The following is a 25,158-nucleotide window of genomic DNA, read 5'->3' as shown; positions in this document are numbered from 1 at the left end:
AGTCGCGCCTCAACTGGTCGGGCCGGATTGCTACCCATTCTGAGGTCGCCCAAGCTTATGTCGTTTCGGACCGCTGCTCTACCGGTAATGGGCCGCCTCGAGTTCACCGAGGCGCGCGGGGCTCTTGCGCCACGTCTGGCTCGCGATGAAGGTTTTGTAGGACGTTTGCTTTATGCTCATGTGATATATCATATGGCACGTCCGATCGGACTTCGGTAGCTTTAAATTCCCGAACTCTGGTTTATGGTTAATATTCGACTACCGGGAGGACCGTCGGTGGGCGTAGGCGAAACTGCTGAACTGACGCCGACGCTGATCCGGGCAGCCCGGGCGTTGCTGGGCTTCGATCAGGGACAACTCGCGGAAAAGGTCGGGATCTCGCGGAAAACGATCGCCTTGATTGAGACCATGAAAGAGAGCCCGGTCGACCCTCGGCGGCGGGCAATCCTTGAAAAGCTGCGAAACGCGATGGAGACGGATCTTCACGTAGAGTTCGTGTTTGCCTCTACCGAGACTGGCGAAGGTGTCCGCCTTCGCCGGCCGGCGCCGGCGAAGGCCGAGACGAACTAGCCTGTTAGCCGGCGGTGTGCATCAACCGATGGCCGAAGCCGTATATCCCGGTCGGGGCTACAGCATCGAGAAGGACTTCGTCCCGATCGCCATCACCGCTGTCGTGCCGAACGTCCTCGTGGTGCCGTCGGACTCGCGCTTCAACACGGTCGGCGACATCATCAAGGATGCGAAGGCAAACCCGGGAAAGCTCAGCTATTGCTCGTCAGGCAACGGTACCTCGCAGCACATCATCGGCGAAATGTTCAAGAGCCGCGCAGGAGTCGACATCTTGCACGTGCCTTATCGCGGGACCGCGGCGGCGCTCACCGATCTGATCGCGAATGTCTGCGACATGATGTTCGACGGCATGGGCACCTCCGCTCCGCAGATCGAAGGTAAAAAGCTGAAAGCGATAGCGCTGATAGCCAAAGAGCGATCCCCGCGATTCCCGGACATTCCCGCGTTTGCGGAAGCCGGAGGACCTGATCTCGATGCGTCGATCTGGTACGCGATGTGGGCACCTTCGAATACGCCCCAAGAACTGGTGTCCAAAATCAGAGGGATGGTCAAAAGTTCGTTGGCGAGCCCTGCCATCGCTCGTGCGTGGGAGATCCAAGGGGCCGTAATCCCGAACGTAAGGGACGAGGAGATCGTGGATTTCGTCGAAAGGGAGACGGCGTATTGGAGCAAAACAGTGACCGAGCTCGGAATCAAGGTCGACTAAAACGTGCTCTCATAGGTCGCCCGAGGGGAGCGCGTCTGTGGCAAAAATGAACTCAAGTCGTTGGGACGGGATCCGGTTTGTCCGGACACCCACGACGAATCCAGTCCTCGACTTCCAGAACGTCGGCATCATCAAAATAAGGACCGCCTAGCGGCATGCGCCTGAAACGACCAGTGCTGCTAAAATCAGGAGGGTCGCCCCGCAAAGCATGGAGCACGACTGAATTGTCGGGATCTCCCGGCATGACGATCCTCTGCCCTTTGACCTTCCCATCGGTAATGAATGTTTGGTAGGTCATCGCACGCCACCAGCGGCCATGACCCGAGACATCGGGATCGACACTCAGTCTCCGACAGCAGTCGTCCATGAACTGCTGGAAATCCGTCCATGCGTTGATCTTATTGGCCATCTGATGAAACCTATCGAAATTGCATTGGATCGCAGGTGCGCCCTTGAAGGGGTTGGGAAAAAGATTGAGATGCGGCACGCTCACAGAGCGTCTTTCGCACGCAAGTAATTCTATCAAAGATAGTATGTCTTGGATTGCTCAAGTCAACCGGGACGAGGCCACGCCTCCTGGAAGCGCTCGGAACGTTGCCATCTTCAATTGAAAATTTCAACTTGACATCTTTCGGTCGCGCGACCGATGATGCCGGAATATTTTATTGATATCGGAGGCTGCGATGAATCGCCTGGTTCCGGCCCTCTTTGGACGTTTCACGGTTCTGACAGCGGTTTGCCTTTCGTTGGTGACATCCGCCAAAAGCGAGCCGTATGACATTCCGCAGGACACGGCGGCTGCGCTCAATCGTCCCGACGAGTACGCATGGAAATTGTTTGTTGCGCTGAATTGGCCCGCAGATGCCACCAAGCGCGCGGCAAATCCTGCCGCAAAGTTCGGTGCCGACGGACCGGTTGTCTGGGAAACCTGGAAGAACGCGCGCGGCGAGGTCTTCCGATCGGATGGAAAGGATCCTGGAGATTGGTTGGACCAGCCGGCCGTCGTCGCCTCGCGAGATGCGATCGACGTAGACCCCAGGCCGCTGCAGCAGATCGCCCGCGACAATCAACTTGGAATTTTGCAGCCGGCTTTCGATCCGACGGCCGCGATAAACCAGATCAATGAAACGCGCCTCAACAAAGAGACTTACGAATTCGTCCGCAGCAAGACGCTTTACAATCGCGACGGCCAAAATGCGCTTGCAAAGGTCGGCCAATTGGCGATCTCATTTCCGCTCCCGGCGAAGGAGATCAAGGCGCAATGGCGCGTGATTTCCGAAGCGGACAAACCGCGGTACCACTGGACGACGCTCCGGCAGGGCAATTCGACGATCATTTTCGGCCTCACCGCGCTCCATATTACCACGAAGGACCTGCCAAACTGGTTCTGGGCAACCTTCGAACACGTCGACAATCCGACGCGCCCCGGCAACGAGCCATGGATGCTCGAATCCCGAGACAGCTTTGCGTGCCCGACCGCTCCGTACAACTGTAACCTGGCGCCCAACGGGATCGGCTTGCAGGGAACAAAATGGGCGTTCTTCCGGCTTAGGGGCACACAAACAGACTTTGTCGACTCGCGTGGAAACATCACATTGCTCGCCAATTCCCAACCCGAAGGGGGATTCCAGAAGAGCTCGTCGTGCATCACTTGTCATTCGCGCGCGACCATTGGCGCGAATGGCAATGATCGGCTGCCCATCTTTATGCCAAACGGCGAGGGCGCTAACGGACCGCCGGACCCGAACTGGTTCGTTACCAAAGACGCAAATGGCAAACCAACCCTTCGCTATACTCAACTGGACTTTGTTTGGTCGCTATTCCGCGCCCAGCCGAAGCAGTAGCGCTGGAGCGCCGTCATGTTGGATGGATCTCGTCGCCGGCCCGCGACAACGCTATTGAGCGCTGCCGCGCTGCTGCTCGCGCTCGGAGGCATTTCGTGCGGTTGTGCTGACGAAATCGTCATGAAAAAGGCTACGCCTACGGGCGCAGGCGCGCCCCAGGTCGACGGCGGCACCAGACAGGACGTGACCACCTGGCCGGCAACTCTAAAATACTTTCTGTCGGACAATTTCGCCTGCACGAGCACCATCGTCGGCTCCCGCACGGTGATAACGGCGGCGCATTGCATCGCGGGAGCGAGACAGGCGAAAGTGGAGTTGGGCGCCGATACATTCCCCATCGACTGCACCACTCATCCGCTTTTCGTTCGTGATACGCTCGAGGCCGATGTCGCATTGTGTTACAGCTCGAAAGATTTTCCGAACAACATTGGATTTGAGAATCTTGATCTGAGGTCGACGCGCATTCGCGTCGACAGCAACCTCTTTCTGCTCGGATATGGCTGCCGCAATGTGAATACTCTCGCCGGCGAGGGGGAGCTTTATGGCGGCAGTGCGAAGGTGTTTCAGTTGGCCGCGCTGCCGACCGGCCATGCTCGAACCCGCGGCGGAGTAGTGATTTGTCCGGGCGACAGCGGCGGCTCCGCCTACCTCCTTGCGGTCGACGACCAGCCGATAAACCCACGGTCGATCGTCGGCATCAATTCGGGCTATATCGCGATCAATCGCGTCTCGGCGATAACAGGACTGACGGGCGTGATGGCGGACTTCATCCGCGACTGGGCGGACGACAGGAAGACGCGCATATGTGGCGTTCACCAGGACGCGCAATTTTGTCACGATCGATTCTCTCCTTGAGGGTCACGATGCGCGCTCGCAAGCTGCTCGTTTCCTGTTGCCTGGTTTACTTGCTTGAACTCTATTTGACTTCGGCATCGGCCCTTGCGCAGGACACCAGCAAGGAACTTCTGATCAAAACGACCAAGCTCACTCCGGAGCTGGTGGTAGCGGCCGCCAAGCTCGGAAAAGAGCGGACGGTGCCGGCCAAGGCCAATTCGGACATCTTCAAGCTGATCGCGGAGATTTGCGGTACCGCCAATGCACGGCGCTACTATCTTCCCGTTTTTCTGTCGGCCAATGCCGGCAACGAGGATATTCGAAGCGGCAAGACCATTCTGACCAAGGACTCGACGCTGGTCTTTCCGGCCTGCCTCTATGCGGACGAGCAGCTTGCGACGGTCAAGGCATCGAGCACGCGGGTCGAATGGGGTAAGTTGACCCCGACCACAGCGCGCACATTGCAGGATGCTTTGCGCAAGATGGAGCCGTCTCCTGCCGCGCCTACCCAGAGCACGAAGTGGATCGCAAGCGCGAGTACGACGACGGCGCTAGAGGATGTCCCCAACGCGGATTGGGGTGGCCAGCTGATAGGCTTCGACCATCTCAACAAAAGGATTCCGCGGAAATTGGCACAGCAGGGCCCCGCCATCGTCGCGGGCTTCGACAGCGCACGAATTCTCGATCCCGCCGCGAACGAACAATACAAGAAGCTGTTGAAAGGATCTCTCGCGGCGGACGCCACGTCTCTCGACAGCACCCTGATCCTCAATTCGATCGCCTTCGAACGGACCGCACGAGCGCAAGATGTTCGGGCGTCAAATCAGACGACCGACTTCAACAGACTGCCCACCGGCTCCAGCGTTGTTACGTCGGATTTTGCGCCTGGCGGATATCATCTCACCCTCAAGGAGGGCGCCGATGTCAAAGCCGCCGCCAAGGAGATCTTCGCTTCTTTGCCGCCGACCGCCTCCGCGGTCGGCCAATTGTCGCAGTTTACTCCGTACTTCGCCGAACCGCTGAGTGGTGACGCTGGCGACTGCGCCGCCGGCGCGGCCAGAATATGGCCGATCGATCTTGACGAGCTCAAGACCGTCGTCGAAGCGCGCAAACGGATCGGCAAAATGCCGCTCACAGGCAGACTGCTGATTCTAGACACCGGCTTTCCGCGCGGGCAGGTCGGTACAGCTCCCTTCGACAAGAATTTCTTCCATCCCAGTCCACGCGATGACGATCCACTGAGAGAGCGCTTCTTGTGGACCGTCGCGCGTCCGCCGGAATACTTCAACGAGAACTCGGAGAATGCCAGCCATGGCGTCGGCGTGCTCGCGCTTGCGCTCGGAGGAGCGGAGCTCCTGCGCGAAGGATGGCTATGGCAACACCTAAATACGGAAGGCGGGTTCATTGTCGACCTGATGGGGTACCAGCGGCTGCCCGGCAACAAGCTGGGAGTCGATGCCAACGCCGTCACACGAAGCCTGTCCGGAACAGGCTGGGGTCAAGCCGATATCGTATCGGTCAATCTCAGCCTCAAGTTCAATATCGAGACAATGGAAGAGGCGCCTGACTTCACCGGCTATTTCGACGGGCAACAACAAGTTCTCTTCGTAATGGCGGCCGGCAATGACGGTTCCGACGTGGTCGGCATTATTCCGGCGCAATGGGGCGGCACTTCCAAGCGGAACGTGCTGACGGTCGGTGCGGTCTCGTCCGACAACAAATATTGGCCGAAGTCCAATAAGAGCAGATCCTTTGTGGATATCGGAGCACCGGGTTGCGCGGTACCGACATTGTCCTGGAACAGTGCGTTAGAAAAATTCGAGCCGGTTGTGCTGAGCGGCACGTCGTTCTCGGCTCCGCTCGCGTCCTTTGCCTCCAACCTGCTCCAGGAATTTACGGCCGGTGCAAGACGCAAGGCAAGAATCCTCTCGAGCGGACGCTTCTCCAGCGATCTTCGGGAAACGACAAGATCGTCCCGTGTGCTCGATATTCCCACGGCGCTCGCTACTCCTTTTGACGTCGTGCGCATGGGCGATGGGAAGATGCGTCTGGGCCGCATTACTTGGGCTCCCGGCCGCACGCTCTGCAATGTCCCCTTCGTTCAGAGCAACTTTGCCCAAGTTCATCGCACGAACATCCCTGAAAGGGTCAGTGTCGTCCGCAAGATCGGACCGAACAGTCAGGGGGCGATAGATTTTCCCCCGGATTGCACGCTGGCGCGCGGTCAGCTCAGCAGCATAGGATTTCAGGAGGCCGTGGCATCTGCCGATGGACTAGGGCTGGGGGCCGCCGAGACGCTGGACATCAGGAACATCGAGAGCATTACCTTCTGTGACAACTGCGACCTGTGGCAGCCGTAGGTGAGTCGGGCTTTGCTCTAGGCGAACGATGATCTCCTCGGACATATAGCGGAATGTCCCTAGATGATGGGCCGTACTCGGACCGGTCACGTGGCCGGTAGGTCGCGAGTGCTTCCAGACGCAGATGCACTACTCCATGCGATAAAGGCAAGGTGAGCCTAGTCAAGGTGGTGCTATCTTCGGTCGCTTCCCGGTTCCGACGCTGCATGGATTTCACGCCAGCTTAATAAAACACCCAATCTCGGTGTCCATCAAACTGGCAGCAGCTCAGTCCAAGAGGCGTGACAGTCGTCGACCCGCCCAGTGCTCCTGGGGTGCGCTCACCGGTGCCTCTCTGCCGGTGGTTCTCGCCATGCCCAAGGGCGCGCCCCTCCATGGCCAACTCTATATTCGCGATTTCGGCAATGGGCGCCAGCGACGTCGTAATTACCGTCAGACGGCTGTTCGACGTTTTGGCGTGCTGCAGCCACCACGATTCCAGCGGGCGCCGACTAAGCCTAGGATGGATAGGCGCCCAACGGCGCTTCATGCGTCAGCGATAGTGTTGACAGAACTGACTTTTCGGCTGCCGGGGCGGGGATCCTGACCTTCCAACTCTTGCGGCGGGACTGGGCAGAGCACGTTGCTATATCGGGCGATCGCCTCGCATCTCGGCACGCCCGCAGCGCCGCTGCTTCCCTAAACTCCGAGCGCATATTCCCATATCCCGCAAAGCATAAATACCTGCATTCCTGGGTCAGCAAAACCGGGCTAGGATATGATTTTGCCTGATGGGGCACCCTATGTTCGACACGGCAACCAGCGCGGTTTTGCGCGCGGTCCTCGATCAAGTCAGCGAAAGCGTCTCGCGGCGAGAGATCGGAGCACGTACCCACGTGGCATCGAAGATCCTGGAGGCTGCTACCAGGGGCGAGGTCTCTCCCGAGGGGCTGCGGCAGGTTGGCCGAGAAGCCCAGTCCCGCGCGCCCTCGATGTGGCGCTGATTGCGCGGGGGCGGGCGTGAATTTCCAGGTGACGGTCCTCAAGGTCCTCGTGAGCTATCCGGATGGCTTCGCCGTCATGGAGGACCTCAAGCGGGACATGGCCATCCTGGCGACCAGTGGCCGCGACTGGGCGGACCGGACCAGGCGCCTCGCGGCCAGGGTCCCCGATCTCGACATCTTTTCTCAAAGTCTGGTCGAACGCATCAGCGGAGGTTGGCAGATCACGTCCAAGGGACGGGCAGTGCTCGAGTTCATGGAACTCCGCCCCGCTGCGCCCGAGCCGATCCAAGCGTCCCCAGCCGAGGCGATCGTTGCTCCAGCGCCTGTCCCTCCGCTGCGGCAGCCCGCCGACCGTGCCAAACGGCGGCGCGAACGTCGCGAACGCCGTCGCGAGGCGCGCGAACGGGCGAGGGCGACTGCTTCGTGAAGCGCGATGGAACGCAAGAAAGAAGCCGCCAGCTGGCGCGGCGGCTTAGATCGTCCCGGACTCTCGATTGCTTCCCCAGCCCAAGCGTGCCGCCGGTACCTTGTTTGCGGCCATGCCGGTCCGACCTACCCGCTATCGGCCCCCCGGAGTTTTGCACCGAGCTCTTTCAAAGCCGGTAAGGCGCGAAACGGGGTGGACGGCAGCCGAACTCGCAAAGACCCGCGGCCCGCGCGATGGCCAGTACCCCACATTCGAATGGACGGCTCGTTTCTGCCGACGTGAAGGGCGGCCATTTCAAGCTCAGGGCACAGTCCGATGACATCGTTGGTCGACGGGTACCTACGGTGCATCAGCAGGCTGCCAACCCATCGAGCGAGTGACTGGCCGGCGCAGTAAGTGTAGCGAGCGCGCCCGCTATCTCAGATCCCGCATTTTGCATGCCAGAACGGTGCCGGCCAGGGTCGCGCCGACGACGTTGGCGCAGACGATGATCCAGTCGCTTCGAATTAAGCCGTAGATGATCCAAAGGACCAGTCCTGCAGTGAGCGCCGTCAACATGCCCAGCGACAGGTCTCCGGTCGACCCGCGTGGCCATGCCTTCCTGACTTGGGGAATGTAGGAAAGGGACGCGAGTGTGGCTGCGAGTCCGCCGAGGTAGGGTGCGAATTCTACCATGGCGCCATTCGCCTACCCGCCAAAACCAGCCGAAGGGATCTCGGTGAAGGAGAGCTGCCGGCTCTTTCGAAAGTACCTCGCAGTGTAAGGACCTCCGAGCAGCAAACCAGCCATCCTGGGCGACGACCAAAAGGGATCATAGCGAGATGATTTCCTGCGCTCGGATGACGATCTCTTCCTGAGCCAATTCACGTTTCAGCCGTTCTCGGAGAGATGCCCAGAATTCGGGTGCGAGCTTCGCGGCCATCACTTCGACGACGGCCACATCGTCTCGCTCGGTCGTATCGCCGCTGCGCCAAAGTCCTTGGCCGGGGGAACGGACGAAGCTGGTCGCGCCTCCGAACTTGTCGGTCAACTCTTGCAGGAATTCGTCGAACCAGTTTTTGGTGACCGGCTGGCCTTTGCCGGTCTCCGTCGGCACGAAGATCTGGACGAGATAGGAGCGATTCATAGCGTCGGACTCGCAAGGCTTAGCAATTTCAAGATCTCGCAGCCCCTATGGTGTCCGCCATCTTGGCGCCTCTGACGCCGAGCGGCTTGGGCCTGCCGGTCGTGGTGTCGCGGGCCGTCTGATGCTCCATCTCTGCGTTGAGTTCGGCGCCCAGCAGGATCACGATCGCAGAAATCCAGAGCCATGTCATGAAGCCGATGACGGCACCCAAGGATCCGTACGTCTGATTGAAAGTCCCGAAGTTCGCGGCGTAGTAGGAGAACAACCCGGAGGCCGCGAGCCACAGGAGGGTTGCTGCTGCGCCCCCCCAGGTGATCCAAGTCCACCGCGGCGCGTCGCGACTGGGCCCGAAGCGATAGATGCAAGACAGGGCGAGAGCGAGCGCGACGAAGAGTGCGGGCCACCGTCCGATCCTAATCAGCAGGTCAGCGGCGTCTGAAAGGCCGAGGTATTGTAGCACCACGGGAACGACGACAACCCCGCCCAGCGCAGCGATCACAAAGACAATTCCGCCGACGGTGAATCCTAGCGAGATCGCGTTCAGCTTGAAGAACCCTCGCTTTTCTTGCTCGCCGTAGACGATGTTCAGGGTGTCGAACAGCGATTTCATCGCGGCGTTCGCGCTCCATAGCGAGATCACCAGCCCCGTCGCGAATGCGAAACCGAGGCTCCGATTGCCCTTCGTGGCGACGCGCGTCAGTTGTTCGCGGGCGACGTCCACCGCTCCGCCAGGGATAAAGCCGGCGACGTCGTCGAGGTGCTTTGAAATCGTGCTGGGATCCGAGAACAGGCCGTAGATGGCGATGAGCGCCGCAACCGCGGGAAAGATCGCGAGAAGGCTGTAGTAGGTCATGCCGGCCGCGAGGGCCAAGATGCGGTGACTGCCTATGTTGCCGTAGATGCGCCAAAGGATGTCCTTCCATCCTCTTGCAGGAAAGTCGGCGGGCGAGTTCGCTTGGCGTCCGCGATCCCCCTCATCGGTCGCCATCTTGGCGGGTGAAGCGTTCCGCTCCTCCTCCCGATTCTCCGGGAACTTGTCTTCCTTGCCAGACCGGGCGACATGATCGGGCGGAACGATGCGATCGAAAAAGAACGCAGCGGCCGCGAGACCGAGCGCTCCAGCCAGGCTCCATCCGATGCCGTCGGATCGTGCAGGTGTCTTTTGGTTCAGGGCCATTGATCTCCTCCGCGAATTCAATCGCATCGTGGAGGATTGGTTTCTCGGCTCAGATGAGCAGCGATCTGACGGCGCCCGCCGGGCGGTAAGCAGCAAAGGCGGTCGACGATCGGGATGCCCGAAGCCGCTGCGCATCGCCGGTCGACGAGCCGAAGCGCGGAGAGGAAGCGAGGGTCGGCGAATGACGCGCGCCGCCCGGCCGGGAACACGCCCTATACCGAGGCGGCCGCCTTCAGAAAATCGAGACGCTTGCGCAGAAATGCCAGCACCATGATCTCGTCGGAAGTGAGCTTGGCATACTGGCGCTTGAACTTCTGGGCGATCTTGGCTTCGATCATCTTCACGAGATCACCCGACATGTAGGCGTCCAAGACTTCCGGGTGCACATAGCACTTCCGGCAGACGGCCGGCGTGTTGCCAAGCTGCTTCGAGACGTTCTCAATCGCGGCGACCACGTTGCGCTTCGCCTCGGCCTGGCTGTCGTACTTCTTGAATTCGGCGAGGGCAAACGCCGCAAGAACCGTCCCCGCCCATGTCCGGAAATCCTTGGCGCTGAAGTCCTCGCCCGTGATGTCCTTGATGTAGGCGTTGACGTCGCCGGAATCGACGGTGCGTGGCTGTCCGTCGTCGTCGAGGTACTTGAAGAGCTCGTGTCCCGGGATCTCCGCGCATCGCTTCACGATCGCGGCGATCCGTTTGTCCTCGACGCGAAGCTTCCATTGTTTGCCCGACTTGCCCGTGAAGTCGAACCGAAGGACGCCGCGCCCGACCGCGACGTGCTTGCGGCGCATCGTGGTGAGGCCGTAGGACTTGTTTTTTTCGGCATACTCGGCGTTGCCGACCCGGATCAACGTCTTCTCCAGAAGACTGACGATCGTGGCCAGCACCTTCTCGCGAGGTAGTCCGCCCAGTTTCATGTCGGCTTCGACCCGGGCGCGAAGGGCCGGCAGCGCGGCCGCGAACTGGATGATGTGCTCGTACTTGTTCTGGTCACGGAGTTCCCGCCACTTCGAGTGATAGCGATACTGCTTGCGGCCCCTCGCATCGAGCCCGGTCGCCTGCATGTGGCCGTTGGCCGAGGGGCAGATCCACACGGATTCGTAGGCCGGCGGGATGCCGATTGATTTTATGCGCCGGATGACGACTGCATCGGTGATGCGCTTTCCATCCTTGTCGTAATAGCTGAAAGTGGTTCCGGTCCGCTTGCGGGTGTAGCCCGGCGCGGAGTCGCTGACATACCGAAGCCCCTCTTCCGCGATGCTGGCCGCCACTTCAGCGGTACGGTCCAAAACCTGTTCTTCGTTGCCGGTCTCTCGGAGCATGAGCCTGTCCCTCGGAAGCACCCTGGGATCGAGGCTCCACTCCTCGTAAAGGAATGAAGACACCGGTTAGTTCCGTTCTGAGATCGGTGGATGCAATCCATCTCAGGTGAGCCGGGCCAGTTCCTTTTCGACAGGGCGCTGCGAGTCATTTGGGCGGCGTAGCTTAGCTTCAGACAATCGCCACAAAGTTCACCGACATGCTCCCCCACAGTCAGTCCCACGAAAGCTTCCATGTCCCAGTATTCACTTGATGTGCTGCGTCAGCGCTATCTCGTCGAGAAAAGACCGCTCGAGACTAGCGTCGAGGAGATCTTGCGAGCCGACACCCGCGCGGGAGCCCGCGCCATCCTGGCTTCGATCGACAAACGGCGGTTCGAAAACAGGTCCGAAGGACAGCGCCTGCGCAAGATGCTCAGTTTCGAAACCTCTCTCTGGGAGAGCGGCCTTCATGCCGTGGCGGGCGTGGACGAGGCTGGAATGAGCCCTCTCGCCGGGCCGGTCTCCGCTGGCGCTGTGATCCTGAAACCCGGCACGCGGATAGTTGGGATCGACGACTCGAAGAAACTCGACGCCGCGGCTCGCGAAGAGCTCGCGAAGGAGATCAAGGCAAAGGCAGAGAGTTGGTGTGTGGCGTTCGTAGAGGTCGAGGAGATCGACACAATCAACATCTATTGGGCGGGCATCCAGGTCATGCAGCGTGCAGTCCGAGGGCTAGGGTTGAGGCCGCAGCACTTGCTGATCGACGCGAAGCGACTGAAGGAAATCGACCTCCCTCAGCAGGCCATCGTCAAGGGCGACGCCAAGTCCGCCAGCATCGCTGCTGCGTCAATCCTCGCGAAAGTCGAACGCGACACGGTCATGCGGACTCTCGACGTCCGACACCCCGGCTACGGCTTCGCGGATCACAAGGGCTACCCGGTTCCGGCTCATTACGAAGCTCTCGCCAGGCTGGGCGCGTGCGCAGTTCACCGGAGGTCGTTCGGACCCGTGCGCAAGGCTCTCGGATTGCCACCCTTGCCGCCGTGGCCTTCCGCATCCGAGCGCGAAGCCGGCTGAACTCCAGGTCGTCCGCTTCGGCTTGGCGGCGTTATTTGCGCGACCAACTCTTTTCGCGCACGACGTCATTGGCCTTTTTGTCGGACCGCAGGCCGAGATAGACGGGCTGGCGCAGCTCTCCCTTGCTGGTCCACTCCGCGAACTTCACTTCCGCGACCAACGAAGGACGGACCCAGGTCGTGACCTGCTCATCCTTCACCTTGGCGGGGAACGGGGACTTGCCTGTCTTGAGCTTCACGAGCTTGCCGTGAAGCTCTTCGAGAACCTGGTGACTGAAGCCGGTGCCGACGTGGCCGATGTACCGCCATGCGTCGCCTTCGCGTACCGCCAGCACGAGGGCGCCGAAGAATGGCCGGGTTCGCCGCGGCGCCGTGAAGCCGGCGATCACGACCTCCTGCCGCTGCGCCGTTTTCACCTTCAGCCAATCGGCGGTCCGGCGTCCAGACGCGTACGGGCTATCGGCGCGCTTGGCCATGATTCCTTCGAGATGCCTCCGCTCGGCTTCTGCAAAAAACTTCGTTCCCTTGCCTTTGCGGTGGTTGCTGAACGCGAGCAGCTTGTGGCGCGGCAGGATCGCCTTTAGCCGCTTCTTGCGCTCGAGGAGTGGCAGCGCGCGCAGGTCCTCGCCCCCCGCGAACATGAGGTCGAACGCGCAGTACAAGAGCTTGGCCTCGTGGCGCAAGGCGTTCTGGAGCAACTGGAAATGGGATGCGCCGTCCTTGCCGATCGCGACGAGCTCGCCATCGATCACGGCGTCCGCCTTCACGCCCTCGAGCGCCTTCGCGACCTCCACGTAGGAGTGGCTGATGATCTTTCCATTGCGGCTGTAGAGCGCGACCCGACCACCCCGGATTTCCGCGACCATGCGGAAACCATCGAATTTGTCCTCGAAGACCCAATCGGGATCGTCGAACGGCGCATCCGTCAACGTGGCCAGCATGGGCTGCAGGCGATATGGCAGGGCCGATTTGCGAGCCATGGTTGGGACTTTCTACAAGGCCGGCAGAGGCCGAAACGAGGAGGACGGAAGGCGAATCCGCGCAGTATCACCAGCCGCGACCATCCCGCCGGCCCGTACCACGCCCAACACCCCGGATTTGAATGGAGGGCCCGTTTCCGCCGACGAGAGCACCTGTTGCTTAAGGCCGGCCCGGAAGCGGTCGATGAGGACACAGGGCGTCCGGAGACCGGTCAGCTCGACGACGGCCATGGGACCTAATTCGATGAGGGTGCCGAGCGGCATCCGCTCGAGGGCCAAGCCGGCGGTGCTGATGTTCTCGCCGAGGTCGCCGGCGCCGACCTCGAAGCCGGCCTTAAGTAGCGTCGCGAAGAGTTCGGACGGGATCAGGTGAACCTGCCGGAGATTGGGCAGGCGTGGCCGGCGGCGGGCAAGGTAACGGTGCCGGACGAATGGGCCGGCGTGGGCGTCGCCTTGGACGCCGTGGCCTTCCTCCAGCACGATCCGATCCTGAGGGGGCTTGCTGAAGTGGTGACCGCGATCGGCGGCAACTGCGACCACTGTGCCCTCCAAGGAGAGCGGGTGCGGCTTCGGCATCAGGCGGCCCGGGCGAATGAGCGCCGCTTCTGGCGGAGGTAGCGCGTGATTTCCGGAAGAGGCATCGCGTTGAGGACGCGGTCGGCGGGGACACCGCCCTTGCGCGCCATCTGGACGCCCCAGTGCATGTGGTCGAGCTCGGGGATCGAGTGCGCGTCCGGATTGATGCTCAGCATGCAGCCGAACTCCAGCGCCGCCTGGTGCCAGCGCCAATCCAGGTCGAGGCGCCATGGATGGGCGTTGATCTCGACGACGACGTCGTGCCTCGCGCAAGCGCGCAGCACCTTTTCGACATCGATTTCGTAGCCTGGCCGCCGCTTGAGCTGGCGCCCGGTCATATGGCCGATGATGGTGGTGTGAGGATCGGAGACGGCGCGCAGCAGCCGCTGCGTCTGCGCCTTGCGGTCGAGTTTGAAGCGGCCATGGATGCTTGCGACCACGAAGTCGAAGCGCTGCAGCACGTCGTCCGCATAGTCCAGCGAGCCGTCGGCCAGAATGTCTGACTCGATGCCTTTGAGGATCCGGAAATCCTTGCCGAAGCGCTTGTTCAACCGGTCGGCGTCCCGGTGCTGCTGCCTGATCTCTTCCTCCGAGAGACCGCCCGCGTAGTGCGCGGACTTGGAGTGGTCGGCGACGCCGAAATATTCAAAACCGCGCTGGCGCGTGGCCTTGGCCATCGTCTCCAGGGTCTCCGTGCCGTCGGAGGCATCGGTGTGGCAATGAAGGATTCCGCGCAAGTCCTTGTCGGTGACGAGCTTCGGCAGCTTGCCCTTCTGAGCCAGTTCGACCTCTCCGCGCCCCTCCCGCAGTTCAGGATCGATGAACGGCAGGTCGAGGGCGCTATAGATCTGGGCCTCGTCGCCGCCGATCAGGGTGCGACCCTTGTGCAACCCGTCGCTCTCCAGTCGCATTCCTTTCTCGCTGGCTATCGCCCGGAGCTGCTCGATGTGAGCGGCAGAGCCGGTGGCGAAGAGAAGGGCGACGCCGAAGTGTTTGCGATCGGACAGGCGGATCTGCAATCCGTCCGTCGCGAAGGCCTTCGACATCTTGTCGGCCTTGGAAGCCTCCGCAACAATCGTGAGGTCGCCCACTAATTCGCAGCCGCGGCGGAAGTCGCCTGCGATCGTCACCCGCTTGAGCTCCGGCCGGGCCTTCCGAAGCGAATCCTTGGCGTGCGAGAGCAGGGCGGCCGCACGGTGCAGATGGAGGCGACCTTCTCCGCTTTTCGCGATGGCCAGGTTCTGCAGAATTTTGGTCTGCAGCGCCGCGCCGAGGCCTTTGGCCTTCTTGATGCGGTCGTCCTTGGCGGCAGCCTCCAACTCGGCGAGCGAAGTGATGCCGAGATCCTTGTATAGACGCAGCACCTTCTCGGGGCGGAGGCCGGGCACCGACAGCATCTCGAGCACACCCTCGGGAAACTCCTTGCGCAGCTTTTCAAGGCTCGGATGAGTGCCGCACTTGTAAAGCTTGGTAATGATGTCGGCGATCGCCTCGCCGACACCGGGGATTTCGGTCAGTCGGTCTTCGGCGATGAGCACGTCCAGAGGGACGGCAAGGGCTGCCAAGCTGTCAGCGGCCCGAGAATAGGCTTTTGCCCGGTAGGGGTTGCCGCCACGCAAGGCGGTGCGCTGCGCATATTCCCGCAGCAGGCTTGCTACACCACGAGTGTCGAGGGAGGCCATTTAACTAGCCTCCCGTCCCGCGTCCTGCGACCCAAAGCCACTCCCAGTGCCCGAGCCTTCGCCTGGCGGACGGTCGAGAGACCTTTCAAGCTTCTGAGCTGCCCGGAAGTCCTCAAGGTGCTCCACATTCGGGGCGTAAGCGGCCTCTTTCTTGAGGAGATTATAGATCCGCCCGGCCAGCAGCTGCAGATGCTTCACCCTGCCGTGCGGCATAGATCGGGCCTTACACAGAGCGCGGACAGCGTAAGCCCGGAAGTAGTCGAATGCGTCTGACATAATGTCGATAACGCCTGGTCTCCCCCTATAGTTCGGTTGCTGGCCTCGGCCCTGCTGAGAGGGCCCCCCCAAAGTCTTCGCACATTCGCTTGAGAACGGATGCTGCACCTTCCCGCCGGCCGATTTCGCCTGGTCCTCAATCTCGCCAGCCGAGTCGGCTCGACCCAATGTCTAGGAACGAAACGCAGCAGCGTGGCTTGGTCGCTAAAGGAGCCGCGCCATGAAACGCTCTGGCATTGCACTTGTCTTAGCTCTCGTCATCCCTTGCGCAGCATTTGCCCAAGGTGGGGGCGGCGGCGGTGCCGGCGGATCTGCCGGTGGAAGCGCTGGCGGTGCGTCGTCGTCTCCAGGTGCAGGGGGTTCGACTGCAGGGGGTTCGACTGCAGCATCTCCGTCCGCTACAGGAGCCGCAGGCGCTGCGAACCCGGGCGGAACGGCAAGCCCGTCGGCTACTGCCCCGAATGCAAATACCAATCCAACCACCGGCACCACCGATGCGATAACCGGTATCGCCAATGGCACTCCCACTCCTCAATCCGGGCTCAATCAGGGAGCGGTCAATGGAAACAGCACGAATGCCGCAAGTCCCGGCACCAATGCTGCCGGAACCGCAGCTTCATCCGGAACGCCTGCTTCTAATACCCAAGGGGCCGCCGCGGGCGGCATCGGTCGGCCGACGACCACTGATCAACACGATAGTGACGCCAAGATCGATCAGGAGAACAGCAAAGTCGACCAGACCGTGAAAAAGATATGCAAAAACTGCTAAAGCATCGACGACAGAGGCGATGGCCACAGAACCTTCGGCGTCAGGCGCTGCGGCGCGAGGAGGCCCCAGGCCTGTTCGAGTGCATTTAGGCATCAGTCAAAAGCGTCAGCTTCCATCCACTAGCGCGCTCGGACACTAAGCCGGAGCTCAGCCTACCGACGGCGGTGAAAAGTGATTCGCAAAGCAGCTGCAACACTTCGCGACCGCCCGGCTCCGAACGGTCAGACCTCACGTTTTCGGACTCGGCTGCGGCGTAGGTGCGGCTTGAGGAGTTTGAGGAGGTGTCGGATTGTTCTGCTGCTGAGGCGCCGCGGGATCGCCACCCGCATGAGGAACGCACGTACCGATATTGCTGAGCAGTCGTTTGGCCTGAAGGTCGCGCACCTTTGAGTATTCGCGTCTTCGCTCGATATTGGCCGCGGCCCACCGGTCCCAGACCTCGAAGGCGTCGGTGTAGTGCTTTCGCATCTGCTCCTCGGCGGAAAGGCAATCGGCAAACTTGTCGAAAACCAGATCGGTGTTGACCGGGGTCATGCCCCCTACCAGGACAACGAGCATCCATTTCATCTTGCCGATCACCTTTCACACCGGGCATTCACCGCTAACGCAAAGAATTCCGTTCACGGTGGTTAGATGGCCCGGCGGCTGCGACCGGCCACAAAACCGTAGACGAGAAGCACGATGATGGCGCCTACCACCGCCCCCACTAGTCCTGCGCCTTCTCCGGGCCGATACCAGCCGAGAGCCTGACCAAGATAGGTCGCAACGAACGCGCCTACTATTCCCAGGATCGTGGTCAGGATGAAACCCGAGGGCTCGTTGTCGCCAGGCATGATGAACTTCGCGATGACGCCTGCGATGAAACCGATGATGATCGTCCAGATGATGCTCATATCTTTTCTCGAGTCTTGAGGAGTGTTATCCCGCGGATTCCGCCGGAAGGCGTCCGTCCGGCGTGTATTTGTCCACCGCTGCCGGGAGTTCGCGCGATAATCGGTCGAGGATCTCCTGCTGAGACAGGCCGGTCTGCTGCTCCAGTTTTTGAAGAACGTCAGGACCGATAGCCTGCTGGAGTTCGGGCGAGGTGACTTCGCGGTTTGGCCCCTGATTGATCCAGGATTGAGCCGCATCGCCCTGTCCATTCTGCTTGAAGTGCTCGAGCAATTCGCCGATCCCGCCGTTCAGGAGCGAACCGACGCCGCCGGCTCCCGCAAGGCCGCCAAGATTGCCGAGCATCCCGCTCAACGAGTCCTTGGCACCCGCCGGCTGACCGGAGGTCGCATTGCGAAACATGTCCGCCAGCTTGTCCCTATTTTGGTAACCGGCGATTGCGAGCATACCAGGAGGGCGGTCATCGATGGCATTCCGCGGCTCATTTTCGGCTCCTGAGTTCGATGATCGTCGTGAAGAAAATGGCGGCCCGCCTGGTGTGCGGGCCGCCGGTTATTCATCGCATTCCGGTGCCGTAGAGTTGGCGCTCTCTGCGGACCTCCTCCGCGCCGTAAGGTTTGGCGGAGGGATCGTAGCTCTTCCACCCGGCCTTCTGCCAGGCTGCGCTTCGGTCGCGCAAATTGACGGCGGACTGGTTCAGGATCGCTTCGTATCGCGCGCGATCCGCATCCGGCACACGAGCCGAAACCAGCGTGCCGCCGCGCCTCACACCTTCGGCGTAGAGTGGTGCTTCCTCGTCGGATACGCCAGCCTGCGTCAACGCCCCGACGACTCCGCCCGTCGCGCCGCCGGCAACGGCGCCGAGCGCGGTGGACGCGAGCCATCCGGCCGCCACTACCGGACCGAGGCCAGGGATAGCCAACAAACCAAGGCCCGCGAGCAAGCCGGCCGCGCCACCAAGACCTGCGCCGAGGCCCGCTCCCGTAGCCGCGCCTTCCGCCCGATCGTCAACCCCATCGCGATCGCGATCGACCTTCTTGTCGGTGCTGTACCAGTTGTCCGAATTGTTCGCGACGATGCTCAAATCCGAATGCGGCACGCCCGCGGCCTCCAGGCTCGCCACCGCGCGCTGCGCATCGGAATAGTTGTCGTAGAGACGTGAAATCGTAATGGTCATCTTGAATCCCTCTAAATCTTCGCTGCTGCGCGAAATTATTTGGCCGCGTTGACGTTGCCCTGGAAATCCAGGCTCACATTGGATGAGGCGCCGCCTTTACTGGCCTTTCCGCGCCAAACGCCGTTGTCGTCCTTCTTCAGCGATGTGACGTTCGTGTAGCCCGCGTCCTCGATCTTGGATTTGGCCTGCCCCTCGGTGAAGCTGTTGGCGCCTGCAACCGGCTTGCTGGAATTGTTCTGGCCAGAACTGTTGACCGCATTATTGTTGGGCCGATCGGCAGCCGGCGGCTTTTGCGCAAACGACGGGCCGGCGAGTAGCGAGGCCGCCGTCAGCAGAAGAAGAAATTTATTGTTCATGTCGTCCTCCAATAGTGGCACGGCACAACAGGTGCTGGTCCGAGAAGTTCCAATTTTTCCCGGTCCGGTCGGCTTGGGTTGAAGGGTCCTCAGGGCAACTACAAGATGGCAGCTGGCGCCGTCGCGTACTGCGCGAGGTCTGCGTCCTCGCCTCATGACGCCGAACAGTGCTGCCTCTTGACGACATCATTCGTTTGGTTCGACTTGGCGCGACCACTCTTGGAAGCATCGAAGCAGCCGCGACAGGAGGTGCTGGATACACCTGTCGAGTTACGCCGATGCAGGCCGGTCCATCCCGGTTGCCGCCCGCCGTCGCGCTCGGATAGAGGGACCGTTGCGGAACCTGCGAATCCTTACAGATTCGCAGAAGGAGGACTTGATGGCAGCCGCGAAGAAGAAGACTGCGCGAGGACGTAAGCAGGACCGGGCGCGCGTCGCAGGCGGGCAGAAGCACGAAGTCGGCTATGAGGCGAAGAAGACCGGACGGTCCGCGCCCGCGGTCAAGAAGGCGGTCAAGAAAGTAGGCAATTCCCGTAAGCGGGTCGAGAAGCGTCTCGGGCGCTGATGCGCAGGCGGCAGCTTCTTCCCGAGCTGCCGGCCTCAGATCCGGCTGGAGAAGCGCGTGAAAGCGGTCAGCGTCTGCAGCCGCGGCTCCACGTCGCGGAGATAGATCTCTGACCGGAGAAATGCGAGCTCCGCGTCGAGCGCGGACTCGCAGACGTCGACGTACCAGGACTTTGGCCGACCGTCCGTGCCGTCGCTCCAGCGATAGCCGCGCCGCTTCAGCGAATCCTTTAGTTCGAACGGCGACTGTTCGGCCCAGATCCGGATGGTCTTCTGTCGTGCGGTCTCGAGCAGGACGGCGAGCGCGGGCGCGCCGGTCGTTGGTAGGTCGAAGTCCAAGATCTCGAGCAGCGCGTGACAGTCGTCAACCGCGCGGTGCGCCTGGTGAAAATAGCCGGCGCCATTCAGAAGGTAGCCGAGCTTCGCTCCATCGAAGCCGTGCTGCCGCCACTGGACCTCGGTCGCGGAGCATGCCCACGCCTTGCGCTCGAAGACGGGCCAGTAGCGTTCGGAAAACTTCCGATCGAATCCACTATTATGCGCGATGACCAGGACCACGGAATCGTCGACGAAGGCGTTCACGGCGGCCTCGTCGATGCTGTGGCCGGCCACCATTTCGTCGGTGATGCCGGTAAGCGCCGTGATCTCGGCCGGGATCGGCTCGGACGGCTCATTGAAGGCGGAGAACGTGTCCCTGACATCAATGATGCGCCCGTCCGGCGTGTAGGCGAACTTGACCATGCCGAGCTCGATGACTTCGTCTTTGCGGTGGTCGAGGCCGGTGGTTTCGGTGTCGAGCAGGATGCCGATCCTCGTTTCCTGTCCGGAGGCCGGCATCGACGTTGGCCGTGGTATCAGGCGCCGCAGCACCCGGTAGTCGCTCGATCGGCCTAGTACCTCGGCCATCGCGGCCAGATCCGATGCGTCTTGAAACATCTCTTCTCATGGTGAGCCGAACCGGTACCCCGAGCCCCAGAATACCGGGGAGGCCGGTCGGGAGATACCTGAAAGACGAGCAATTCACGGGCTTTTCGGAAGTGTCGGTGCAGTTGGACTCCGTTGCGGGCCGCTCGCGCAAGGGCTATCGATCGCGAGCGCTCCGGAGGTCCCGCGCCGATGAATGGGGCGGATCGGGGCCGCCACTCCGGACGGCTGGACAGGGTCCGCGTATGGTGCCGACCCCGGATTGCTACGGTCCCACTGGTGCGTGCTCGTTTACGATCTGCAACTATATTTGTATCCATGGATCTCGAGTATGACCCCAAGCGCGAGGCCGTCGCGGCGATGAAGCTTGCCGCCGAAACCAACGGAGAGCGGCAGAGATGGATCACCGCCGCGCTGGCGTGGTCAGAACTCACTCGCCTCCGGGGGTCTGCCGAGGGCAACCTGGCGGAAGAGTCGCCTACGTGGCAGCTCGTTGCCGGTGCAAGGCGCTACGCCTTCCCCCACCCCCTCTCAGGCTGCTAGGTCCGCGTTCAGAGGCAAGTGCGATGCCGCACCCATCTACGACCTCAATTCCTCGCTGGTGAGGCTAACACCACCGGCAGGGGCCCTCCGACCAGACTGCCGCGTGCGCAGCATCATTTCGGCACTGAGCTTGGGCCGACTGCGACGACGACCCGCTGCGCAACCCGATCGACGGCTCGCTGCGGCCCTTCGGAGCGGTAGGTCCTTCGCTGCGCGCGGACTTTGCCTCAAGCAGTGGAACGGGCTCGGCCGGCCACGGTAGATGCGGCGGGCCTCCGCGCGAATGCACGGCCTGCGTGGCTCCGCCCTCTAGCCCCCAAAAGGCGGGGCCACGCTCATTCCTCCTCGTCCTCCCGCAGAATTTTTTCGTCATCAGTAACTTGCGTGAATCCCGGTGTGGGCGGTTCATGCAGGATCGCGCTTTCGCTGGGGAGACCTCCAATGTTCGATGCTGAAACCACCGCGCTTTTGCGCGCGGTCCTCGACGAGGTGTGCGAGAGCGTGTCACGTTACGAGACCTCTGCCCGCACCCGCGTCGCCTCCATGATCCTCGAAGCCGCCAGCAAGGGCGAGACATCGGTCGACGGGCTGAAGGAGATCGGCAGGAGTGCACTTCGCGATCCGATCGTGCGGAACTAACCTGCTCCCGGCGAGCCGCGAGTCGTCATGGGCCGGCAAGAAGCGCCGCCCGGCGCCACCAAACTACGGTGCTTAGTCAAAAATCTGCGCTGACTCAGGGCGCTATGACGTCCGCTCTGCTTCTGATATCCGGCGGCATCTCACCATAGGTCAGACTTAGGTCCGGACCGGACACCTCGAGTTCGTCCAAGATGTGAAATTCCTTGGCAGCCGCAGCCAACTGCGTAGACTGGCCGCGATCATCCAGGAGGGCGACTTGGCGATCGACCGGCACATCCGACGGTTGACCACGATCCTGGCGGCCGATGCAGTCGGCTACAGTCGGCTTGTGGGCAGTGACGAGGAAGGTACGCTCGATCGCCTCCGGGACCTTCGCAAGGACTTGATCGATCCCGCCATCACTGCCCATCGAGGTCGCATCGTCAAAACTACTGGAGACGGTTTGCTGGCCGAGTTCGCGTCGGTTGTAGATGCGGTTCGTACGGCGATCAATGTGCAGCGGGCCTTGGCCGGGAGCAACGCCGACCTAGCGCCGGACAAGCGCATTGAATTCCGCATCGGCATCAATGTTGGTGACGTGGTCGTGGAGGAAGACGGCGATCTCATGGGAGATGCGGTCAATGTGGCGGCGCGGTTGGAGGGGATTGCCGAGCCTGGCGGTATTTGCCTGTCCAGTGCCGCCTATGACCAGGTACGTGGCAAGATCGATATCGCAGCGCAAGATCGCGGCCGCCACAAATTGAAGAATATCGCCGGGCCAGTCCAAGTCTATACGCTATCGCCCACCCGCTCGGTAGCAACGGCGCCGGACAACGCCATCGCACCGCGGCTCTCTATCGTCGTCCTGCCCTTCGTCAACCTCAATGGCGACAGCGAGCAGGACTACTTCGTCGATGGTGTAACCGAAAGTCTGACAACCGACCTATCCCGCATTCCCGGAGCTTTCGTCATAGCTCGCAACACGGCCTTCACCTTCAAAGGCAAGCCACTGGACGTCCGGGTGATCGGCCGCGAACTTGGCGTTCGATACGTGATGGAAGGGAGCGTGCAGGGCGGCGCTGACCGCGTTCGGGTCAACGCGCAGCTTATCGACACAGAAACCGGCGCACACCTTTGGGCCGAACGTTTCGACAAGCCGCGCGCCGACATTTTCGACATGCAAGATGAGATCACCACGCGGCTCGCTCGGACTGTGGGCATCGAGCTCGTTGCTGCCGAAGGCCGCCGGGCCGAGCGCGAACGGCCAAACAACATGGATGCCGTAGATCTAGCTATGCGCGGTTGGGCGATCCTCAACCAACCCTTGTCGCTGCGCCGCGACCGTGCGGCGTGTGACCTATTCGACGAAGCGCTCAAGTTGGACGCCCAAAACGTCGAGGCGTTGATCGGTGTTGCGTTCTATCATGGCAACGAACTTCGCACGTTCGCCTCGATCAATCGGGACGAGCAACTACGAATCGCGCTTACCGCGATCACTCGGGCACTGACGCTGACTCCTAGCAACGCTCTTGCCCATTTTGTCCACGCCAACGTCCTGCATGTCTCGGGCGCGACAGAACGAGCGCTCAGCGAGCTTGAGTTCGCAATCGGGCTGGATCACAATCTGGCCTGGGCGCACGCCGACGCAGGCTTCATGAAGGTGCTACTCGGGCGCGCGGAAGAAGCAGAAGCTAGTCTCACAAACGCAATCCGACTCAGCCCGCGTGATCCCGGACTGGATCGCTGGCACGCCCTGCTTGGGATTGCGGATCTGTTCCTCGGCCGGCTCGACTCTGCCGTGGACCGGCTACGTAAATCGGTCGGATTGAATCCTAACGTCGGCATGCCTCATTTTTTCCTGGCGGCGGCCTCAGCCCTCAGCGGTCGCGCTACCGAGGCGCGAGAAGCGCGGAATGCCGGCCTCCGGCTCGACCCGAACTTCACCGTCGCCAGATTTCGGAACGAACGCCGCAGTGAAAACCCGACTTTCCTGGCGCAGCGCGAGCGCATCTACGAGGGCCTACGCTTGGCAGGGGTGCCGGAGGGGTAGGCTCGCCGCGAGACTGTCACGTCCAGCTTAGGTCACAAGTCGCCGCTGAAGGTAAGTTCCAGTTTGACTTAGGGAGCCGAGGTTTACGAGTACCCTAGCTGAGGCTGATGCCTCGAGCTACCAGGCTCGCGTCCAAGTGCACCTGATCGACACATCGTTGCACTGGTCCCGGGTAGTCCCGCTCTACCCAGGGCGCATCGGCGAAGCGAACCTGATCGATCTTCGAGAGCCGAAGGCAGATCCAGCTGGCTTGGAGAGGACGCCTGATGCTCGAACCGGCCTCCACAAGGGAGGGCGAATGCGCGCTCCTCGCCGGCGGCGTGGCCCAGTATGGGGCAGACCGTCTGGCGTTGGCCGGCATTGGTCACCTGCACGGGCCGGCGTTCAAGAAGCGCCGCTCGGCGCAGTGAAGACGTCGCTGTGCCCTGCGCTCACGATCTGAAACGGTCGCTTGAGACCGCGGAGGGGTCGGTACGCGGCGAAGTCAGGGTTGAACGTCGCTGCTCGGCTGATCCGCAGGCGCTCCATCAGCGCAAAACTCGTTCGGTCGATGAAGGAAAAGCTCTCGTCCCGAAACCTTGCCTCAATCTCCGAAGCCGCATCCAGATCGGCGCGCACGACGGGTTCGACCCGAACTCCGCTGTCGCGCAGCCGCTCCCAGAAGCTTTCCGCCACGTCCTTTCCGAATTTGGCCTTGAGCAGTTGCCACGTCTCGGTCAGCACCAGGTCGGTGGCAAGGTGCTGGTCGATGCTTTGGAGGATCGACTTGGCGCGCCCATTCTGAGCGTCCCGCTTGGCGGCGGCGGCAAACCAAACCGAGTTGTCAACGAACGCACTCATGCGCGTCACTCCTGGACCGGGTACTCCCAAATCTCGCGCTTCGGCACGTTGGCCTCATCCCATTCCTTCGCGCTCTCTTTGGAAACAAAGAGCCTGACCCAATCGGCATCTCCCACGCCTCGGGAGCCCGGATCCGGCGAGTAGAGCCAGACCGATTCTTCGGCTCGGCCGCCGTCCACTTGGTATTCCCAGGCCACGCCTTCAGGGTCATTTTCCTTGAACCACCTGTCGGCCGCATCGGCAGACGCAAACACCTTTATCCACCCGGGCTCGCCTATCGCGCGCGTTTTGCCGTCCTGGTAGTCGTCGAGGTAGAGCCATACGGTTCTGCCCTCGCGGCGAGCCTCGTCATGGTACCGAACCACCTCGTTCACCCTTTGCCGGTCGGACCGATCGGCCTCAGGCAGCGACATCACCGCGGCGTACAGTTCGGCAGGAATGCTGCGCCTGTCACGGCGAGGTTTGTGGCGCCATTCCGCCCATCGATCGAATGCATCCGACATATGGC

The 25,158-nt window shown here is 61.6% G+C and carries 26 protein-coding genes and 1 pseudogene; 11 read left to right on the top strand and 16 right to left on the bottom strand.

The features are described 5' to 3' along the window. Positions 1–276: 276 nt before the first annotated feature. Positions 277–570 carry a helix-turn-helix domain-containing protein gene (locus IVB41_RS12560; protein ID WP_247431497.1) on the top strand — a complete coding sequence of 98 codons (294 nt, stop codon included), beginning with the start codon at positions 277–279 and terminating at the stop codon, positions 568–570. A 28-nt stretch (positions 571–598) separates the two neighbouring features. Next, positions 599–1,276: a tripartite tricarboxylate transporter substrate binding protein gene (locus tag IVB41_RS12555; RefSeq protein WP_247431495.1), complete on the top strand. Its 678-nt coding sequence runs from the start codon at positions 599–601 to the stop codon at positions 1,274–1,276. Positions 1,277–1,328: 52 nt separating this feature from the next. Here the strand turns inward: IVB41_RS12555 and IVB41_RS12550 are convergent, their stop codons facing one another. Beyond that, a complete protein-coding gene (locus IVB41_RS12550; RefSeq protein WP_247431493.1) occupies positions 1,329–1,769 on the bottom strand; it encodes a hypothetical protein in 441 nt (146 codons plus the stop codon). A gap of 190 nt (positions 1,770–1,959) precedes the next feature. Here IVB41_RS12550 and IVB41_RS12545 point away from each other — a divergent pair, with 190 nt between their 5' ends. From IVB41_RS12545 to IVB41_RS12525, 5 genes are all read left to right on the top strand, one after another. Next, positions 1,960–3,120 carry a hypothetical protein gene (locus IVB41_RS12545; protein ID WP_247431490.1) on the top strand — a complete coding sequence of 387 codons (1,161 nt, stop codon included), beginning with the start codon at positions 1,960–1,962 and terminating at the stop codon, positions 3,118–3,120. A gap of 15 nt (positions 3,121–3,135) precedes the next feature. Further along, positions 3,136–3,975: a trypsin-like serine protease gene (locus IVB41_RS12540; protein WP_247431487.1), complete on the top strand. Its 840-nt coding sequence runs from the start codon at positions 3,136–3,138 to the stop codon at positions 3,973–3,975. A gap of 8 nt (positions 3,976–3,983) precedes the next feature. Beyond that, positions 3,984–6,314: a S8/S53 family peptidase gene (locus tag IVB41_RS12535; protein WP_247431484.1), complete on the top strand. Its 2,331-nt coding sequence runs from the start codon at positions 3,984–3,986 to the stop codon at positions 6,312–6,314. Positions 6,315–7,096: 782 nt separating this feature from the next. After that, entirely contained in the window at positions 7,097–7,297 is a 201-nt protein-coding gene (locus IVB41_RS12530) for a hypothetical protein (protein ID WP_247431479.1), read from the top strand. A 16-nt stretch (positions 7,298–7,313) separates the two neighbouring features. Next, positions 7,314–7,724, top strand: a complete 411-nt coding sequence (locus IVB41_RS12525) for a hypothetical protein (protein ID WP_247431476.1) — start codon at positions 7,314–7,316, stop codon at positions 7,722–7,724. Positions 7,725–8,138: 414 nt separating this feature from the next. Here the strand turns inward: IVB41_RS12525 and IVB41_RS12520 are convergent, their stop codons facing one another. The 4 genes from IVB41_RS12520 to IVB41_RS12505 all read right to left on the bottom strand — a co-directional run bounded on the left by IVB41_RS12520 (position 8,139) and on the right by IVB41_RS12505 (position 11,349). Beyond that, positions 8,139–8,399, bottom strand: a complete 261-nt coding sequence (locus IVB41_RS12520; protein WP_247431473.1) for a SemiSWEET family sugar transporter — start codon at positions 8,397–8,399, stop codon at positions 8,139–8,141. A gap of 136 nt (positions 8,400–8,535) precedes the next feature. Continuing rightward, positions 8,536–8,850, bottom strand: a complete 315-nt coding sequence (locus IVB41_RS12515; protein WP_247431471.1) for a hypothetical protein — start codon at positions 8,848–8,850, stop codon at positions 8,536–8,538. Between the two features lie 28 nt (positions 8,851–8,878). Beyond that, positions 8,879–10,027, bottom strand: a complete 1,149-nt coding sequence (locus tag IVB41_RS12510) for a YihY/virulence factor BrkB family protein (RefSeq protein WP_247431468.1) — start codon at positions 10,025–10,027, stop codon at positions 8,879–8,881. A 212-nt stretch (positions 10,028–10,239) separates the two neighbouring features. Beyond that, positions 10,240–11,349 carry a DNA topoisomerase IB gene (locus tag IVB41_RS12505; RefSeq protein WP_247431464.1) on the bottom strand — a complete coding sequence of 370 codons (1,110 nt, stop codon included), beginning with the start codon at positions 11,347–11,349 and terminating at the stop codon, positions 10,240–10,242. Between the two features lie 231 nt (positions 11,350–11,580). On the opposite strand from IVB41_RS12505, the gene IVB41_RS12500 reads away from it, so the two are divergent. Beyond that, positions 11,581–12,405, top strand: a complete 825-nt coding sequence (locus tag IVB41_RS12500) for a ribonuclease HII (RefSeq protein WP_247431460.1) — start codon at positions 11,581–11,583, stop codon at positions 12,403–12,405. A gap of 31 nt (positions 12,406–12,436) precedes the next feature. On the opposite strand, the gene ligD is transcribed toward IVB41_RS12500, so the two are convergent. From ligD to IVB41_RS12455, 8 genes and pseudogenes are all read right to left on the bottom strand, one after another. After that, positions 12,437–13,384 (bottom strand): non-homologous end-joining DNA ligase, encoded by a 948-nt coding sequence (gene ligD, locus IVB41_RS12495; protein ID WP_247431456.1) that lies wholly within the window; start codon positions 13,382–13,384, stop codon positions 12,437–12,439. A gap of 12 nt (positions 13,385–13,396) precedes the next feature. Next, positions 13,397–13,960 carry an MOSC domain-containing protein gene (locus IVB41_RS12490; protein WP_247431453.1) on the bottom strand — a complete coding sequence of 188 codons (564 nt, stop codon included), beginning with the start codon at positions 13,958–13,960 and terminating at the stop codon, positions 13,397–13,399. Further along, positions 13,960–15,642: a DNA polymerase/3'-5' exonuclease PolX gene (locus IVB41_RS12485; RefSeq protein WP_247431450.1), complete on the bottom strand. Its 1,683-nt coding sequence runs from the start codon at positions 15,640–15,642 to the stop codon at positions 13,960–13,962. Before IVB41_RS12485 ends, IVB41_RS12490 begins: the two co-directional genes overlap by 1 nt. Before the next feature lie 1,273 nt (positions 15,643–16,915). Then, entirely contained in the window at positions 16,916–17,254 is a 339-nt protein-coding gene (locus IVB41_RS12475; protein WP_346770836.1) for a hypothetical protein, read from the bottom strand. 62 nt (positions 17,255–17,316) lie between these two features. Further along, positions 17,317–17,580, bottom strand: a complete 264-nt coding sequence (locus IVB41_RS12470) for a GlsB/YeaQ/YmgE family stress response membrane protein (protein WP_247392912.1) — start codon at positions 17,578–17,580, stop codon at positions 17,317–17,319. A 25-nt stretch (positions 17,581–17,605) separates the two neighbouring features. Further along, positions 17,606–18,063, bottom strand: a pseudogene (locus tag IVB41_RS12465) (YidB family protein). A 71-nt stretch (positions 18,064–18,134) separates the two neighbouring features. After that, a complete protein-coding gene (locus IVB41_RS12460; RefSeq protein WP_247431440.1) occupies positions 18,135–18,755 on the bottom strand; it encodes a general stress protein in 621 nt (206 codons plus the stop codon). A 35-nt stretch (positions 18,756–18,790) separates the two neighbouring features. Then, positions 18,791–19,111, bottom strand: coding sequence for a PepSY domain-containing protein (locus IVB41_RS12455; RefSeq protein WP_204513968.1), 321 nt, complete (start codon positions 19,109–19,111; stop codon positions 18,791–18,793). A gap of 379 nt (positions 19,112–19,490) precedes the next feature. Between IVB41_RS12455 and IVB41_RS12450 the strand changes: the two genes are divergently transcribed. Beyond that, a complete protein-coding gene (locus tag IVB41_RS12450; RefSeq protein WP_106946902.1) occupies positions 19,491–19,676 on the top strand; it encodes a DUF3606 domain-containing protein in 186 nt (61 codons plus the stop codon). A 35-nt stretch (positions 19,677–19,711) separates the two neighbouring features. Here IVB41_RS12450 and IVB41_RS12445 read toward each other — a convergent pair whose 3' ends face one another. Next, positions 19,712–20,611 (bottom strand): 3'-5' exonuclease, encoded by a 900-nt coding sequence (locus IVB41_RS12445; RefSeq protein WP_247431437.1) that lies wholly within the window; start codon positions 20,609–20,611, stop codon positions 19,712–19,714. A gap of 972 nt (positions 20,612–21,583) precedes the next feature. On the opposite strand from IVB41_RS12445, the gene IVB41_RS12440 reads away from it, so the two are divergent. Together IVB41_RS12440 and IVB41_RS12435 are read left to right on the top strand one after the other, a co-directional pair. Then, positions 21,584–21,781 (top strand): hypothetical protein, encoded by a 198-nt coding sequence (locus IVB41_RS12440; RefSeq protein ID WP_247431434.1) that lies wholly within the window; start codon positions 21,584–21,586, stop codon positions 21,779–21,781. 256 nt (positions 21,782–22,037) lie between these two features. After that, the gene (locus tag IVB41_RS12435) at positions 22,038–23,810 is read left to right on the top strand and encodes an adenylate/guanylate cyclase domain-containing protein (RefSeq protein ID WP_247431431.1); all 1,773 of its coding nucleotides are present in this window, start codon (positions 22,038–22,040) and stop codon (positions 23,808–23,810) included. A gap of 384 nt (positions 23,811–24,194) precedes the next feature. On the opposite strand, the gene IVB41_RS12430 is transcribed toward IVB41_RS12435, so the two are convergent. Both IVB41_RS12430 and IVB41_RS12425 read right to left on the bottom strand, forming a co-directional pair. Then, the gene (locus IVB41_RS12430) at positions 24,195–24,650 is read right to left on the bottom strand and encodes a type II toxin-antitoxin system VapC family toxin (protein ID WP_247431428.1); all 456 of its coding nucleotides are present in this window, start codon (positions 24,648–24,650) and stop codon (positions 24,195–24,197) included. Positions 24,651–24,655: 5 nt separating this feature from the next. Further along, complete coding sequence (locus tag IVB41_RS12425) at positions 24,656–25,153, bottom strand: hypothetical protein (protein WP_247431425.1); 498 nt, start codon at positions 25,151–25,153, stop codon at positions 24,656–24,658. Positions 25,154–25,158: the final 5 nt, after the last annotated feature.

Origin of the sequence: Bradyrhizobium sp. 44, from assembly GCF_023073095.1 — a bacterium.
Lineage (GTDB): Bacteria > Pseudomonadota > Alphaproteobacteria > Rhizobiales > Xanthobacteraceae > Bradyrhizobium.
The sequence above is the reverse complement of the archived record's forward strand: the minus strand, read 5'-3'. Positions and strand labels throughout refer to the sequence as shown.

What these genes read in the sequence shown, in the direction of transcription:
- ligD (WP_247431456.1), bottom strand. Translation starts at nt 13,384, where the DNA reads ATGGCTCGCAAATCGGCCCTGCCATATCGCCTGCAGCCCATGCTGGCC.
- IVB41_RS12445 (WP_247431437.1), bottom strand. Translation starts at nt 20,611, where the DNA reads ATGTTTCAAGACGCATCGGATCTGGCCGCGATGGCCGAGGTACTAGGC.
- IVB41_RS12505 (WP_247431464.1), bottom strand. Translation starts at nt 11,349, where the DNA reads ATGCTCCGAGAGACCGGCAACGAAGAACAGGTTTTGGACCGTACCGCT.
- IVB41_RS12450 (WP_106946902.1), top strand. Translation starts at nt 19,491, where the DNA reads ATGGCAGCCGCGAAGAAGAAGACTGCGCGAGGACGTAAGCAGGACCGG.
- IVB41_RS12515 (WP_247431471.1), bottom strand. Translation starts at nt 8,850, where the DNA reads ATGAATCGCTCCTATCTCGTCCAGATCTTCGTGCCGACGGAGACCGGC.
- IVB41_RS12440 (WP_247431434.1), top strand. Translation starts at nt 21,584, where the DNA reads ATGTTCGATGCTGAAACCACCGCGCTTTTGCGCGCGGTCCTCGACGAG.
- IVB41_RS12540 (WP_247431487.1), top strand. Translation starts at nt 3,136, where the DNA reads ATGTTGGATGGATCTCGTCGCCGGCCCGCGACAACGCTATTGAGCGCT.
- IVB41_RS12460 (WP_247431440.1), bottom strand. Translation starts at nt 18,755, where the DNA reads ATGACCATTACGATTTCACGTCTCTACGACAACTATTCCGATGCGCAG.
- IVB41_RS12475 (WP_346770836.1), bottom strand. Translation starts at nt 17,254, where the DNA reads ATGAAATGGATGCTCGTTGTCCTGGTAGGGGGCATGACCCCGGTCAAC.
- IVB41_RS12430 (WP_247431428.1), bottom strand. Translation starts at nt 24,650, where the DNA reads ATGAGTGCGTTCGTTGACAACTCGGTTTGGTTTGCCGCCGCCGCCAAG.
- IVB41_RS12530 (WP_247431479.1), top strand. Translation starts at nt 7,097, where the DNA reads ATGTTCGACACGGCAACCAGCGCGGTTTTGCGCGCGGTCCTCGATCAA.
- IVB41_RS12425 (WP_247431425.1), bottom strand. Translation starts at nt 25,153, where the DNA reads ATGTCGGATGCATTCGATCGATGGGCGGAATGGCGCCACAAACCTCGC.
- IVB41_RS12535 (WP_247431484.1), top strand. Translation starts at nt 3,984, where the DNA reads ATGCGCGCTCGCAAGCTGCTCGTTTCCTGTTGCCTGGTTTACTTGCTT.
- IVB41_RS12500 (WP_247431460.1), top strand. Translation starts at nt 11,581, where the DNA reads ATGTCCCAGTATTCACTTGATGTGCTGCGTCAGCGCTATCTCGTCGAG.
- IVB41_RS12485 (WP_247431450.1), bottom strand. Translation starts at nt 15,642, where the DNA reads ATGGCCTCCCTCGACACTCGTGGTGTAGCAAGCCTGCTGCGGGAATAT.
- IVB41_RS12470 (WP_247392912.1), bottom strand. Translation starts at nt 17,580, where the DNA reads ATGAGCATCATCTGGACGATCATCATCGGTTTCATCGCAGGCGTCATC.
- IVB41_RS12455 (WP_204513968.1), bottom strand. Translation starts at nt 19,111, where the DNA reads ATGAACAATAAATTTCTTCTTCTGCTGACGGCGGCCTCGCTACTCGCC.
- IVB41_RS12520 (WP_247431473.1), bottom strand. Translation starts at nt 8,399, where the DNA reads ATGGTAGAATTCGCACCCTACCTCGGCGGACTCGCAGCCACACTCGCG.
- IVB41_RS12510 (WP_247431468.1), bottom strand. Translation starts at nt 10,027, where the DNA reads ATGGCCCTGAACCAAAAGACACCTGCACGATCCGACGGCATCGGATGG.
- IVB41_RS12545 (WP_247431490.1), top strand. Translation starts at nt 1,960, where the DNA reads ATGAATCGCCTGGTTCCGGCCCTCTTTGGACGTTTCACGGTTCTGACA.
- IVB41_RS12555 (WP_247431495.1), top strand. Translation starts at nt 599, where the DNA reads ATGGCCGAAGCCGTATATCCCGGTCGGGGCTACAGCATCGAGAAGGAC.
- IVB41_RS12490 (WP_247431453.1), bottom strand. Translation starts at nt 13,960, where the DNA reads ATGCCGAAGCCGCACCCGCTCTCCTTGGAGGGCACAGTGGTCGCAGTT.